General features: G+C 65.1%; 9 protein-coding genes and 1 pseudogene. 2 read left to right on the top strand and 8 right to left on the bottom strand.

From position 1 onward, the window contains the following. Nucleotides 1-200: 200 nt before the first annotated feature. On the top strand, nt 201-1892 hold the full coding sequence (locus ACFO0J_RS13345) for a hypothetical protein (protein WP_376813585.1): 1692 nt from the start codon (nt 201-203) through the stop codon (nt 1890-1892). A 45-nt stretch (nt 1893-1937) separates the two neighbouring features. Here the strand turns inward: ACFO0J_RS13345 and ACFO0J_RS13340 are convergent. From ACFO0J_RS13340 to guaA, 3 genes and pseudogenes are all read right to left on the bottom strand, one after another. Next, a pseudogene (locus ACFO0J_RS13340) lies at nt 1938-3021 on the bottom strand (IS3 family transposase); the annotation flags it as partial. Nucleotides 3022-3048: 27 nt separating this feature from the next. Further along, the gene (locus ACFO0J_RS13335; RefSeq protein WP_465251287.1) at nt 3049-3246 is read right to left on the bottom strand and encodes an Arm DNA-binding domain-containing protein; all 198 of its coding nucleotides are present in this window, start codon (nt 3244-3246) and stop codon (nt 3049-3051) included. A 183-nt stretch (nt 3247-3429) separates the two neighbouring features. Continuing rightward, nucleotides 3430-5025, bottom strand: coding sequence for a glutamine-hydrolyzing GMP synthase (gene guaA, locus ACFO0J_RS13330; protein ID WP_376813588.1), 1596 nt, complete (start codon nt 5023-5025; stop codon nt 3430-3432). A gap of 118 nt (nt 5026-5143) precedes the next feature. Between guaA and ACFO0J_RS13325 the strand changes: the two genes are divergently transcribed. Next, entirely contained in the window at nt 5144-6385 is a 1242-nt protein-coding gene (locus tag ACFO0J_RS13325) for a YbfB/YjiJ family MFS transporter (protein WP_376813584.1), read from the top strand. Between the two features lie 15 nt (nt 6386-6400). On the opposite strand, the gene ACFO0J_RS13320 is transcribed toward ACFO0J_RS13325, so the two are convergent. The 5 genes from ACFO0J_RS13320 to ACFO0J_RS13300 all read right to left on the bottom strand — a co-directional run bounded on the left by ACFO0J_RS13320 (nt 6401) and on the right by ACFO0J_RS13300 (nt 14720). After that, entirely contained in the window at nt 6401-7609 is a 1209-nt protein-coding gene (locus ACFO0J_RS13320) for a M20 aminoacylase family protein (RefSeq protein WP_376813583.1), read from the bottom strand. Nucleotides 7610-7613: 4 nt separating this feature from the next. Further along, the gene (gene guaB / locus ACFO0J_RS13315) at nt 7614-9074 is read right to left on the bottom strand and encodes an IMP dehydrogenase (protein ID WP_376813582.1); all 1461 of its coding nucleotides are present in this window, start codon (nt 9072-9074) and stop codon (nt 7614-7616) included. A 129-nt stretch (nt 9075-9203) separates the two neighbouring features. Next, nucleotides 9204-13253: a phosphoribosylformylglycinamidine synthase gene (gene purL / locus ACFO0J_RS13310; RefSeq protein WP_376813581.1), complete on the bottom strand. Its 4050-nt coding sequence runs from the start codon at nt 13251-13253 to the stop codon at nt 9204-9206. A 54-nt stretch (nt 13254-13307) separates the two neighbouring features. Next, nucleotides 13308-13862, bottom strand: coding sequence for a transcription elongation factor GreB (gene greB / locus ACFO0J_RS13305; protein ID WP_376813580.1), 555 nt, complete (start codon nt 13860-13862; stop codon nt 13308-13310). 21 nt (nt 13863-13883) lie between these two features. After that, nucleotides 13884-14720 (bottom strand): PHP domain-containing protein, encoded by an 837-nt coding sequence (locus ACFO0J_RS13300; RefSeq protein WP_376813579.1) that lies wholly within the window; start codon nt 14718-14720, stop codon nt 13884-13886. Nucleotides 14721-14740 lie beyond the last annotated feature (20 nt).

The following is a 14740-nucleotide window of genomic DNA, read 5'->3' as shown; positions in this document are numbered from 1 at the left end:
TGCTCATGACAACTCCTCATCGCCTCATTATGAGGCACGTGGGTGTCTAGAGGTTCCGGGGCGATTCAGTCCCCGTGTTGCTCTGGCACAAAAGCACGCAAACAGAATCAAGCTCCAACGAAACATCTCGAACAGGCCCAGCCTCCATGCCGGAGATACCTGCCGCTACGGCAACGATACCCCTTCCATAGGCGGCATGCATGAACAGACAGCTTCTCTCCGATGCAGAACAGGCATTATTCAGCAGCTTACGCGAACTGCAGGATCATGCAGCCGCCGTCTGGCAGGATCGAGAAAAGGAAGGTCTCATTGCGCTCGTGAGGTCTCTGGACTCTCTTACCACGGCATCCTACTGGGGCCAGTATTCTTTAAGCGATGGTGCTACTTCTCAACGAAGGTTGAATCACGCCATGCTGTGCATGGGTGCCCCTTACGCTCTCCGACCCTTGCTCGCCGCAGTCAGGGATCAAGGCGACGGAGTTCCTTTCGCACCCAATCACCAGAAGGTGGCCAAGTTCTCTTATGCCTACCTGATGTCTTGCGGACAGTTGGCGTTCCTGTGCCGACTTGCCATGCTCGAACGCTACGGACTCGCACATACAAAGCGCCTCGGCCCTGATCATATCCGAATCGAGACGGAAGGTAGCGCCCCAGAGCAGGCCCTTTTGTCTTCCCTAGACAGGACAAACAAAAGTCCCGTTGTTTCTCCACAGTTCTCATCGGAGCAATGGAAGCATATCCATGCGAGGATGAGCAGGTACGTCGACGTACATAACGACTGGTTCATCCGGTACGAGAACGACTGGGAGATCGTAATGGCCTATCGAGAGAAGGCCAAATCACTGGGGCAAAATTTTCTTGAAGCCGAGGCACTTCCAGATGACACAAGGATCGGCGACCGCAGTTTCGGCGATTGGAAGACTGCCTGCGAGCAGGCATTAGGAAGAGTCCTTGCTCACATGGATTTTGCGGTCTTGCTCAAAATAAAGAGGCCATCCATCGCTTTGCATGACGTTCTCACAATCTTTGCACGCAGAGAAGACGTGGAAGCAGTATGGGAAGAAGCTGGGCTTGCAAAGGGTCGTATCCTGCCAACGATGCAGGCGTTGACGCTCGCAATCGACGGTTTAGATGACTGGGAACGCGCCTACGAAATGCCGGCATCGTTCTATATCGATTTCGGAAAGAACTTCGTCTTGCTGCCCTGCTTTGGTGCATTAGCTAACCCATACTTTGCGCTCTTTCGGCACCTCCGGAGCACCTACAGAAGAGATTGGGATAGTGGCGTCGATCGTCGGGAGGCCATCTTCCGCGCAGATCTGGCCAGAGCGTTTCCTGCGCCTCGATTCATGGTCCCATTGCGCGGCCAGCGGTTATATCGACCAGACGGTTCCATATTGACTGACATAGACGCAGTCATCATTGACATGGAGACCGGTTCGGTCGTGCTGACACAGCTAAAATGGCACGATGTTTTCGGATTTTCATTGGCGGAGCGGGATAGTCGAAGGCGAAATATCGGCAAGGCTAACGAATGGGTCGAACGGATCTGGTCCTGGGTTGATGGGCGATCCTCTGCAGAGATACTGCGTGAACTACGAATCAATGCCCCGGGGTCTGCTCGTCCCCCTTTTCTATATGTGATCGCTAGGTACGCAGCTCGATTCGCTGGCGACCATGATCAGGATCGGCGCGCGTCTTGGCTTAGTTGGCAGGAGATCCTGCATGCTGTGGACAGCGACACCATGGACGTCGATCCGCTTGCACAGATACCGGAGGCAATTCATAGCCGCCAAACGCGATTTGAATCACCTGCAACAACTGAAATGAATTTCCAATTCCGCAGCTTGCGGGTCACACTACAGATCAAAGTATCGTCGGATCAGTGCTAAAGGTAATCCCCCCATTTTTAGCGATTGCCAGAAGTAGGAAGGCTGCGCGGCCATGGCCAACCACTGTTTTGGGGTGATGCCGCCCAAGGCCATATTCGGGTGTCCGTAATTATAGGACCACATCCATTCTGTCGCGGCGCGCTGGACTTGGTCCAGATCCTCCCAGTTGTATTGGGATAGCCACTCGTAGCGCACAGTTCGATTGAACCGCTCAACGTAGGCGTTCTGTTGCGGCTTGCTTGGCTGGATGTATTCCAGTTTGATGCACCAGCGACGCGCCCATTCCGTGATCGCTGAGCTTAGGTACTCTGGACCATTATCGCACCGAATCGCCAAGGGCTTGCCACACTAGGCAATGATCTGTTTTAACGCTCGGATGACTCGCTCCGAGGGCAAGGAGAAGTCGATCTCGATGCCCAGTGCATCTCGGTTGAAATCATCGATCACATTGAACAACTGGATGCTACGGCCATCGGTCAACTGGTCATGCATGAAGTCTCGACCAGACATGATTCGTGGCAGTGGGCACCGTCAGCGGCTCAGGCGCTTGGCACACCAGGCGTTTGCGCGGCTTGATTCGCAGGTTTAACGCCAACTCCCGATAGATGCGGTAAATCCTTTTATGGTTCCAACCGAAATCTTCACGTTGCGCAGATACAGGTAGCACAGCCCAAGTCCCCAGTTCCGGTGGTTGTCCGTCAGGCGCAGTAGTTAGTCGGCGATCTCGTCATTCTCGGCCTTGTGCTTGCCCTCATAGCGGTAACATGTCTGGCTGATGCCAAACGTCTCGCAGGCCAGCCGGATCGATATTCCGTGCTCCTGTACTGCGTGGTGAAGCCATCTCGCGACGGCGAGATGGCTTCACCACTTTTTTTTCGAGGGCCTCCGCGCGCAGTTCCACCTTGAGCTTCTCCTCGACGTACATCTTGCGTAATCGGGCGCTCTCCGCCTCCAACTCCTTCATCCGCGACATCATCGGCACGTCCATGCCGCCGCACTTGGCACGCCACTTGTCGAACGTCGCGGAGCTGATGCCCAGTTCACGGTACATCTCAGGCACCGTGACGCCGGCCTCCACCCGTTTGATCGCAACCATGATCTGGCTGTCTATGAATCGTGACTTCTTCATGCTGTAAAACTCCTCAATGAGAAAATTCTACTTCTGACCACACCGCTTTAATGGGAGGATTACCATACCACCGACGCCATAGCGGCCAAAGGTGATGGTCTTCTGCCATCCGTTGATTGAGTAGTTATAACGGCACGAGATGGAGCCGGCTGGAGTCATGGCCACATAGAGACCTTCCCGGTCATTCAGCTTGTAGGGCTTGTCCCTGGGCTTGAGATTGCGCAGCTTGGCATCCGCTTACATCATGGCACCGAGCCGATAGTACCAGCCTTAGTGCCATGCTCAAACGGTGCTTGACGCTTCTTCCTATTGCCAGGCCATGCCAGACACAAATACAAAAAAGCCCGCAATTACGCGGACTTAGCGGCTTTTCATGCCATCAAGTGCCTGGCCATGCCAGACGCGGGATCACTCCCACTCGATCGTCGCCGGCGGCTTGCTCGACACGTCGTACGTGACCCGATTGATCCCGCGGACTTCGTTGATGATCCGCGACGACACCTTCTTCAGCAGCGAATAAGGCAGTTCCGCCCAGTCCGCCGTCATGAAATCGGTGGTCTGCACGGCGCGCAGGGCCACGACGTAGTCGTAGGTACGGCCGTCGCCCATCACGCCCACGGATTTCACCGGCAGGAACACGGTGAAGGCCTGGGACGTCAGTTCATACCAGGACTTGCCGGTTTCCGGATCGATGGTGTTGCGCAGTTCGGTGATGAAAATGTCGTCGGCGCGGCGCAGCAGGTCGGCGTATTCGCGCTTGACCTCGCCCAGGATGCGCACCCCCAGGCCGGGGCCGGGGAACGGGTGGCGGAACACCATTTCGGGCGGCAGGCCCAGGGCCAGGCCCAGGTGGCGGACTTCGTCCTTGAACAGGTCGCGCAGGGGTTCCAGCAGCTTCAGGTTCAGGGTCTCGGGCAGGCCGCCGACGTTGTGGTGCGATTTGATGGCGACGGCCTTGCCGGTCTTGGACGCGGCCGACTCGATCACATCGGGGTAGATGGTGCCCTGGGCCAGCCAGCGGGCGGATTTCAGCTTGCCGGCTTCGACCTGGAAGACCTCGACGAATTCCCGGCCGATGATCTTGCGCTTGGCCTCGGGGTCTGCGACGCCGGCCAGTTTGCCCAGGAACTGCTCGCCGGCGTCGATGTGGATGACGCGAACGCCCAGATTGCGGGACATGACGTCCATGACCTGCCGGGCTTCGTTCAGGCGCAGCAGGCCGTGGTCGACGAAGACGCAGGTCAGCTGATCGCCGATGGCCTTGTGGATCAAGGCGGCGGCGACAGAGGAATCCACGCCGCCGGACAGGCCCAGGATGACTTCGTCGGAACCGACCTGCTCGCGGATGCGGGCGACGGCCTCGGCCACGTAGTCGGGCATGTTCCAGTCGCGCTCGCAGCCGCAGATCTCGGTGACGAAGCGCGCCAGCATGGCCTGCCCCTGGAGGGTATGGGTGACTTCGGGATGGAACTGGACGGCGTAGAAACCGCGTTCCTCGTCGGCCATGCCGGCGATCTCGCACGACGGCGTGGAGGCCATGCGCTTGAAGCCCGGCGGCAGCGCCGTGACGCGATCGCCATGGCTCATCCAGACCTTGAGCATGCCGTGGCCTTCGGGGGTCTCGAAATCCTGCAGGCCGGTCAGCAGGCGGGTATGGCCGTGGGCGCGGACTTCGGCGTAGCCGAATTCGCGATGGTCGGAGAATTCGACCTGGCCGCCCAGTTGCACGGCCATGGACTGCATGCCGTAGCAGATACCCAGCACCGGCACACCGGCCTGGAAGACCGCAACGGGGACTTTCAGGGACTCATCGGCATACGCCGAGGCATGGCTGCCTGACAAGATGATGCCCTTCAGGCCCTGCCCTTGCTGTTCGCGGATGAAGTCGTCGCTGACATCGCCCGGGTGAATTTCGCAATACACGCCGGTGTCGCGGACGCGGCGGGCGATAAGCTGGGTAACCTGTGAACCGTAGTCCAGGATAAGGATGCGCTGGTGGTGCATGATGGGCGATTCGAGAGGGCTGTTCAAGGCGTTACTGTAACCCAGGGACGCCCCGGATGTCGCGGCGCAACGGGCCATCGATGAGATTAAAGTAGAGGGCTCAAGGAGATCACCGCCCATGGCATCCCACGCTTCCCGCATTCCCCTCCCCCTGGCCGGATTGCTGGCTCTGGCCGTCGCCATGGGCATCGGCCGTTTCGCCTTTACGCCCGTGCTGCCGATGATGCAGGCCGATCTGGGGCTGAGCCTGTCCCAGGGCAGTTGGCTGGCCAGCGCCAACTATCTGGGTTATCTGCTGGGCGCGCTGCTGGTCACGCACCTGCCCTGGCCGCCCGCAACGCTGCTGCGGCTCGGTCTGTGGACGGTGATGCTGACAACGGCGGCGATGGGGCTGGACAGCCACTGGCTGGGCTGGATGTCGTGGCGACTGCTGGCCGGAATGGCCAGCGCCTGGGTGCTGATCGGCACCTCCGCGCTCTGCATCGCACGCCTGAACGCCACCGGGCAGACGGAACGCAGCGGCGTGGTGTTCGGGGGCGTGGGCTGCGGCATTGCCTTTGCCGGGCTGGCCTGCATGGGCCTCACGCTCGCAGGGACGACGGCTTCGCACGCCTGGCTCTGGCTGGCCGCCGCGGCCCTGGGCGGGCTGCTGGGCGCGTCGATGCTGTGGCGGACGGCGGACGTTGCCGCGCCTGCCGCAACGCCCGCGCCTGCCGCATCAACCACGCCGCCGCTGAAAGCGGCCGCCGCATCCGGATCAAGCCACGCCGCAGTCCGCACGGCCCCTCCCCTGCACTGGGGCCTGATCCTCTGCTACGGGGTCTACGGTTTTGGCTACATCCTGCCGGCCACCTTCCTGCCGGCCCAAGCGCGGCTGCTGGTGCCGGACCCCTGGCTGTTCAGCCTGGCCTGGCCGGTCTTCGGCCTGGCGGCTGCGGTCTCCACGGTGATTTCCAGCCGCCTGTCGCGCCGCTATACCCGGCCGCAGATCTGGGCCGGCGCCCAGGTGGTGATGGCGGTGGGCGTGCTGGCGCCCGTCTTGTGGCATGCCCTGCCGGCGATCCTGCTGGCCGCTTGCTGCGTGGGCAGCACCTTCATGGTGATCACCATGGTCGGCCTGCAAGAGGCCCAGGCCGTCGTCGGCCAGGCCGGCGCCAAGCGCCAGATGGCGGCGATGACGGCCTCATTCGCCCTGGGGCAATTGATCGGCCCGATCTTCTTCAGCCTGACGCACGCCTGGTTTGGCGCGTCGCTGGAATTCGCCCTGGTGCTGGGCACGCTGGGCCTGCTGGCGGGCGTGCTCCCGATCCTGCGGCTGGGGCGGCCGGCCGCTGCTGTCCAGCCCGGAGGGCGGCAATAAGCCCCCTCTTCGCCTTCAGCCCGCCAGCCGCTGATACACCAGGGTGGCGAAGATCGCTGCGCCCTGCGGCAGCAGCGCGTCGTCGAAGTCGAATTCGGGGTGATGGCAGGTCAGGCCGTCGTGGCCCAGGAAAAAATAGGCGCCCGGGCAATGATCCAGCAGATAGGCGAAGTCCTCGGACGCCATGAGCGGCGTGACGGGGTCCACGATCCGATCCGCGCCCAGCACGGCCGCCGCCGCGCGCTTGACGTGCTCGACCGGCCCGGCCTGATTGAGGGTGGGCGGCGAACTGAGCAGATGGCGGAACTCGAAGGCGCAGCCGTAGCCGCTGGCCATGCCATCGCACAGCGCGCGCAAGCGTTCCAGCACCCGGGCCTGCGCCTCGCGCGACAGGGTGCGCACGGTGCCGCGCAATACGGCGTGGTCGGCGATGACGTTGATGGCGCTGCCGGCCTGGAACTGGCAGACGCTGAGCACGGCCGTATCAAAAGGGCTGACATTGCGGCTGACGACGGACTGCAGGGACTGTACCAGCGCCGCGCCGGCGACGATGGGGTCGTTGGCCTGATGCGGCATGGCGGCGTGGCCGCCGACCCCGCGGATGTGGATCTCGAACAGATCGCAGGCCGACAGGATGGCGCCGGTGCGCACGCCGACCTGCCCCGGGCCGATGCAGTTGTTGTTGTGCAGTCCGTAGACTTCGTCGCAGGGAAAATCGCGGAACAGGCCCGCATCCACCAGGGCCTGGGCGCCCGTCAGGGGTTCCTCGGCCGGCTGGAAGATCAAGACGACGCGGCCGGCAAAATCGGGATGCTCCGCCAGATGGCGGGCGGCGCCCAACAGAATGGCGGTATGACCGTCGTGACCGCAGGCATGCGCCACGCCGTCGTGGATGGACCGGTGATCGTGCGCGCCCGTGTCCGGCATGGGCAGCGCGTCCATGTCGGCGCGCAGCCCCAGGGTCGGCCCCGCGCCCAGGCGGCCGTCCAGCACGCCGATGACGCCGGTGGTGCCGCCGTAGCCTTCGTGCACGACGATGCCCCAGGACCGCAGCAGTTCGGCGACGCGCGCCGCCGTGCGGTGTTCCTGGTGGCCCAGTTCGGGATGGCGGTGAAAGTCCCGGCGCCAGGCCTGCATGGCCCGGGCCAGTTCTTCACTGATGCGCGCACCCGCCGAAACAGCGGATGCAGCCAGGCCTTCAGCGGCCGGATCTCGAGCCGCCACCGGATCAGTCCGCCCGGTAGTTGGGGGCTTCTTTGGTGATCTGCACGTCGTGGACGTGCGATTCACGCACCCCGGCAGCGGTGATCTCGACGAACTCGGACTGGGCATGCAGGTCCGCGATCGTGGCGCAGCCGCAATAGCCCATGGAGGCCCGGATGCCGCCCACCAACTGGTAGATGATGGCGATGACGCTGCCCTTGTAGGGGACGCGCGCCTCGATGCCCTCGGGCACCAGTTTGTCGACGTTGTTGTTGGGGTCCTGGAAGTAGCGGTCGGCGGAGCCGTCCGCCATGGCGCCCAGGCTGCCCATGCCGCGATAGGACTTGTACGAACGCCCCTGGAACAGCACGACTTCGCCCGGGGCTTCTTCGGTGCCCGCGAACATGCCGCCCATCATGCAGGTGGACGCGCCTGCGGCCAGGGCCTTGGAGACGTCGCCGGAATAGCGGATGCCGCCGTCGGCGATCAGGGGCACGCCGGTGCCCTCCAGGGCCTGGGCCACGTCGGCAATCGCGGTGATCTGCGGCACGCCCACGCCGGCCACGATGCGGGTGGTGCAGATGGAGCCCGGGCCGATGCCGACCTTGACCGCGTCGGCGCCGGCTTCGACCAGCGCGCGCGCGGCCGCCGCGGTGGCGATGTTGCCGCCGATGACCTGGATGTTGGGATAGTGCTTTTTCACCCAACGCACGCGTTCGATCACGCCGGCCGAGTGGCCGTGGGCGGTGTCGACCACGATCACGTCCACGCCGGCCGCGGCGAGTTTTTCGACGCGCTCGTCCGTGCCCTCGCCCACGCCGACGGCGGCGCCGACGCGCAACTGGCCTTGGCTGTCCTTGCTGGCCAGGGGATGCTCGGTGTTCTTGACGATGTCCTTGACCGTGGCCAGGCCGCGCAACTGGAACTTGTCATTGACGATCAGCACGCGCTCCAGGCGGTGGCGATGCATCAGGGCCTGCGCCTCTTCCAGGGTGGCGCCCTCGGTCAGGGTGACCAGACGTTCCTGCGGCGTCATGATTTCGCGCAGGGACACGTCCAGGCGGTCTTCGAAACGCAGGTCGCGGTTGGTGACGATCCCCACCAGCTTGCCGCCCTCGACCACCGGCAGGCCGGAAAAGCCGTGCTGGCGCTGCAGTTCGATGGCATCGCGCACCTTCATCGTGGGGGTCACGGTGACCGGATCAATGACGATGCCGAATTCGTGGCGCTTGACGCGCGAGACTTCGCGGGCCTGCTCGTCGGCGCTGAGATTCTTATGGATGATCCCGATGCCGCCTTCCTGGGCCATGGCAATGGCCAGACGCGCTTCGGTTACGGTGTCCATGGCGGCGGACACGAGGGGGATATTGAGCTGAATGCCCCGGGTCAACTGCGTAGTCAGGCGCGTATCGCGCGGCAGAACCTGGGAATAGGCCGGGACCAGAAGGACATCGTCAAAGGTCAGGGCTTTCTTGATCAGACGCATGGATGAACTCCGCACAAAGATCGATTGTACCGTTTTAACAAAGGGTTTTCCCGCGCCTGCCGGATGCGACGACGCGGACGCGGTCCGATGGACACCGCGCCCGCGCCTGAAAAGCCGTCCAGCAGGCCGTCAGCCCAGATAAGTCCGCGCGTTACGGAACATGCGCATCCACGGCGTGTAGCCGCCGTGCGCCGCATCATCCCCGCCCTGGTCGGCCGCGCCCCAGCGTTCGGGACGCCAGGACATCATGACGTTGCGCGTGACGCGTTCCGGGTGCGGCATCATGACGGTGTAGCGGCCGTCGGCCGTGGTCACCGCCGTCAAACCGGCCGGGCTGCCGTTGGGGTTGGCCGGATAGGATTCCGTGCGCGCGCCCCGGTGGTCGACGAAGGCCATGGCTTCGGCCACCCGGGCGGCGTCGCCCTGGCGGCTGAAATCCGCGAAACCTTCGCCGTGCGCCACGGCGATGGGCGCGCGCGCGCCGGCCATGCCGGCAAAGAAGAGGGACGGTGAATCCAGGACCTCGACCAGCGACAGGCGCGCCTCGTACTTTTCAGACACGTTGCGCGTGAAACGCGGCCAGGCGTCCGCGCCCGGGATGAAGTCGGCCAGCGCCGCCATCATCTGGCAGCCGTTGCACACCCCCAGCGCAAAGCTGTCCGGACGGGCAAAGAAAGCGCCGAACTGATCGGCCAGCGCCGCGTTGAAGCGGATGGTGCGCGCCCAGCCCTCGCCCGCGCCCAGCACGTCGCCGTAGCTGAAGCCGCCCACGGCCACCAGGCCGCTCATGCCGTCCAGGCGGATGCGGCCGGACAGCAGATCGGTCATGTGCACGTCCACGGCCTCGAAGCCGGCAGTGTCGAAGGCCCAGGCCATCTCGACCTGGCTGTTGCAGCCCTGCTCGCGCAGAATGGCCATGCGGGGACGCGCGCCGGTCGCGATGAAGGGCGCCGCCACGTCGGCCTGGGGATCGAAGTCCACGCGCGCCGACAGGCCCGGGTCTTCCGTGTCCAGCCAGGTGTCGTATTCGGCCTGGGCGCAGTCGGGATGGTCGCGGCGCGCCATGATGCGCCGCGTGGTTTCGCTCCAGGCCCGGCCCAGTTCGGCCAGGGGACGCTGGTAGATGACGGACCCGTCGCGGAAGACCTGCAGTTCCCGGCGCGTATTGGGCATGCCCACCACGTGGGTGCAGTTCGACAGACCCGCCTGGCGCAAGTGGCGCAGCACGTCGTCGCGATGCGCGCGCGGCACCTGCAGCAGCCAGCCGGCCTCTTCATTGAACAAGGCCGCCAGATTGCGCTCGTGGTGCTGGACGGACACCTGATCGGCGCGGATCTTGTAGTCGCCCGCGTCGGCCGTGTGCGGGTCGATGGTCAGCATGTCCAGGTTCAGGGACACGCCCAGACGCCCGGCGAAGGCCATTTCGGCCGCCGCCGCCAGCAGGCCGCCGTCAGAGCGGTCATGGCACGCCAGGACCCAGCCCTGGGCCGCCAGTTCGCGCAACGCCAGAAAGGCCGTCCGCAACAGGGCTGCGTCGTGCATGTCCGGTGTTTCCGCGCCGATGGTGCCGTAGGCGTGGGCCAGCACCGAGCCGCCCAGGCGCTGGCGGCCTTCGCCCAGATCGATCAGCAGCAGCACCGAGCCGTCGGCCTCGTCGCGCAGTTGCGGCGTCAGGGTGGCGCGCACGTCGGCCACCGGCGCAAAGGCCGTGACCACCAGCGACACCGGCGATACGACCTGGTGGGCGCCCGCATCATCCTGCCAGGCGGTCCGCATGGACAGGGAGTCCTTGCCCACCGGAATCGACAGGCCCAGGCTCTGGCACCAGTCGCTGACGGCGGACACCGTGTCGTACAGGGCGGCGTCCTGGCCGGGCGCGCCGCAAGCGGCCATCCAGTTGGCGGACAGCTTGACGTCTTCCAGACGGGCGACACCGGCCGCGGCCAGGTTCGTCAGGGCCTCGGCCACGGCCATGCGGCCCGAAGCCGCCGGGTTCAGGACCGCGATCGGGCTGCGTTCGCCCAATGCCATGGCCTCGCCCGCCACGCCTTCGTAGTCGCGCAGGGTGACGGCGCAGTCGGCCACCGGCACCTGCCAGGGGCCGACCATCTGGTCGCGGGCCGTGAGACCGCCCACGGTCCGGTCGCCGATGGTGATCAAAAAGGATTTGCTCGCCACGGTGGGATGGCGCAGGACGCGCTCGATCGCATCGGGCAGTTCGATGTCGCCCAGGCCCAGGGCCTCGCCCGCCACGGCCAGACGATCCGCGCTGCGCTGCATGCGCGGCGGCTTGCCCAGGATGACGTCCACCGGCACGTCCACGGGCCGCAGCCCGGTCGGATCCACCTCGCCCGCCGGACGGTCCAGGCCGGGCAGGCCTTCGTCCAGGGTGACGCGCAGGCGGCGTTCCTCGGTGGCGATACCGACCACCGCGTAGGGACAGCGTTCACGATCGGCGATGCGCGCGAAACGGTCCAGGTCGTCGGGCCGGATGGCCAGGACGTAGCGTTCCTGGGATTCGTTGCTCCAGATTTCGGCGGGCGACAGGCCGGATTCCTCCAGCGGCACGCGGCGCAATTCGAATTCCGCGCCGCGCCCGGCGTCGTTGACCAGTTCAGGGAAAGCATTGGACAGACCGCCCGCGCCGACGTCATGGATCGCCAGGACGGGATTGGATTCGCCCTGCTGCCAGCAGCGGTCGATGACCTCCTGGGCGCGACGCTGCATTTCAGGATTGCCGCGCTGCACCGAGTCAAAGTCGAGTTCGGCCTGGTTGGTGCCCGCCCCCATGCTGGAGGCCGCACCGCCGCCCATGCCGATGCGCATGCCCGGTCCGCCCAACTGCACCAGCAGCGCACCCGGGGGCAGCGGATCCTTGTGCGTCAGGCGTGCGTCGATCAGGCCCAGGCCGCCGGCCAGCATGATGGGCTTGTGATAGCCCCAGCGCGTGCCGCCGGCCTCTTGTTCAAAGCTGCGGAAATAGCCCAACAGATTCGGCCGGCCGAATTCGTTGTTGAAAGCAGCCCCGCCGATGGGGCCTTCGATCATGATGTCCAGCGGCGTGGCGATCCGGTCGGGCGCGCCGCCCGCGTCTTCCCAGGGCTCGACGGCGTCGTCCACGCGCAAGTTCGAGACGGTGAAGCCGGTCAGGCCCGCCTTGGGCTTGGAGCCGCGACCGGTCGCGCCCTCGTCGCGGATCTCGCCGCCCGCGCCGGTCGCCGCGCCCGGAAAGGGAGCGATGGCCGTGGGGTGGTTGTGGGTCTCGACCTTCATCAGCGTGTGGGCCACGACGTCGTGACGCCGGTAAACCGTGTCGCCGGCGCCGCCCGCATGGAAGATCCGCGCCGGGCCGCCGGCCATGACGGCGGCGTTGTCCGAATAGGCCACGATGGTGCCTTCGGGCTGGGCGGCATGGGTGGCGCGGATCATGTCGAACAGGGTCTGCGCCTGGGGCTGGCCGTCCACCGTCCAGTGGGCGTTGAAGATCTTGTGGCGGCAGTGTTCGCTATTGGCCTGGGCGAACATCATCAGCTCGACGTCGCTGGGGTCGCGCCCCAGGTCGCGGTAGGCGCGCAGCAGGTAGTCGATCTCGTCATCCGACAGCGCCAGGCCCAGGCGCGCATTGCAGGCTTCCAGGGCGGCGCGGCCTTCGGCCAGCACCGGCACGGCCTGGACGGGCTGCCCGTCCAGCGAGGCAAACAGCGCCTGACCGTCGAAATCGTCGGCCGCCACGGTTTCGGTCATGCGGTCGTGCACGCAGTCGGCCACGGCGGCCAGTTGGTCCGCGTCCAGCGCGCGCGTGCCCAGCAGGCGGCGTTCCGGCACGATGGTGTAACGCACCCCGCGCTCGATGCGGCGCACCTGCGGCAGGCCGCAATGGCGGGCGATGTCGGTCGCCTTGCTGGCCCAGGGGGAAATCGTCCCCAGGCGCGGAATCACCAGGAAGCGCGCCGCGTGCCGATCGGCGGACGAAGATTCGACCTTGCGGCCGTCATCCAGCAGCGCCTGCAAACGCGCCTGATCTGATTCGCCCAGCGTGCCGTCGATGCCGACGAAGTGGCAGGCTTGCGCGTAGACATCGGCCACCGGCAGGTTCCGGGCGGCCAGGGCGCGCAACAGGCGCTCCCGGCGAAAGTCGGACAGAGCGGATGAACCGGGGATGATCAGTACGGTAGTCACGGCGGGACGGCTCGAGGACATGGAAAACCGTCTATTTTAGCCGTCTTCCACCGTTCAGGGGTCCGGGTAGACCACGTCCAGAATGTCCAGCTCTTCAATCCCCGAAGGCGTGCGCAAGGTCACGGTGTCGCCCTCGTGCGCCTTGATCAGGGCGCGGGCCACGGGCGACACCCAACTGATCTTGCCGGCCAGGGGTTCGGCCTCGTCCACGCCGACGATGGTAACGGTGAATTCCTCGCCCCGGCTGTCGCAATAATGCACGGTTGCGCCGAAGAACACCTGGTCGCGGCTGGGCTGCTGGGCCGGATCGACGACCTCGGCCGATTCCAGTCGGCGCGTCAGGTAGCGGATGCGGCGGTCGATCTCCCGCAGCCGCTTCTTGCCATACAGATAATCGCCGTTTTCCGAACGGTCGCCGTTGGACGCCGCCCAGGACACGACGGACACGACCTCGGGCCGTTCCACATTCATCAGACGCATCAGTTCGTCGTTCAGCGCCCGATAACCGGTCACCGTCATGTAGTTCTTGGTCCCGGCGGGCAAGGCCTGGGATTCGGGCAGGTCGTCGTCCTCGTCGTTGTCCGACTCTTTGACGAAAGCCTTGTTCATGCAGTACTCCTCGGATCCGACTCAGATCCAATCTTGCCAGACCGGCGTCAAACCGTCCGGCAACGGCGGCACCCGGCCCAATTCTGTATGGGGGATGCCCGGCGCATGGAAATCCGAACCGCGCGAAGCCTGGAAGCCGCAGGCCTGCGCGACACGGGCGTAATGGCGGCACTGGGCGGGCGTATGGCCGCTGGAGACAACCTCCAGGCCGACGCCGCCCTGCGCCTTGAAGGCGTCAAACAGCGCATCGAACTGCTGCGGCGTGTAGCGGTAGCGCCCGGGATGGGCGATCACCGCCTTGCCGCCGGCTGCGCGTATCCACGGCACGACCGATTCCAGCTTGGGCCAGCGCATCGGCACGAAGGCCCGCTTGCCCTCGCCCAGATAGCGGTCGAAGGCCTGCTGCAGGGATTTGCAATGGCCTTGTTCCAGCAGATGGCGGGCGAAATGCACGCGGCCGATCAATTCGGGGTTGTCCACGTGCCGCAAGGCGCCTTCGTAGGCATCGGCGATGCCGCACTCGCGCAGCCGCTCGGCGATGATCCCGGCGCGCTCGAAGCGGCTGCGGCGGATGCCGGCCAGGCCCGCCCGCAGATCGGGCTGATCCGGGTCGATGTTCAAACCCAGCACGTGGATCGTGCGTTCGCAGAAGGTCACGGAAACCTCGACCCCGGGAATGAAGCCCAGGCCCAATTCGCGCGCCGCCGCAGCCGCCTCGGCCAGGCCGGAGGTCTCGTCGTGATCGCTCAGCGCCCACCAGTCCACCCCCTGCGCGCGGGCGCGGGCAGCCACCTGCGCGGGCGGCAAGACCCCGTCAGAGTGAAATGAATGGCTGTGCAGGTCAACGTTCAAAGGCATGGACTCCGGTACGCGGACAA

Source organism: Castellaniella hirudinis (assembly GCF_042651965.1).
In the GTDB taxonomy this organism is placed as follows: Bacteria; Pseudomonadota; Gammaproteobacteria; order Burkholderiales; family Burkholderiaceae_B; genus Castellaniella; species Castellaniella hirudinis.
Note: the sequence above shows the minus strand (reverse complement) of the source record. Positions and strands in the feature narration are given on the sequence as shown.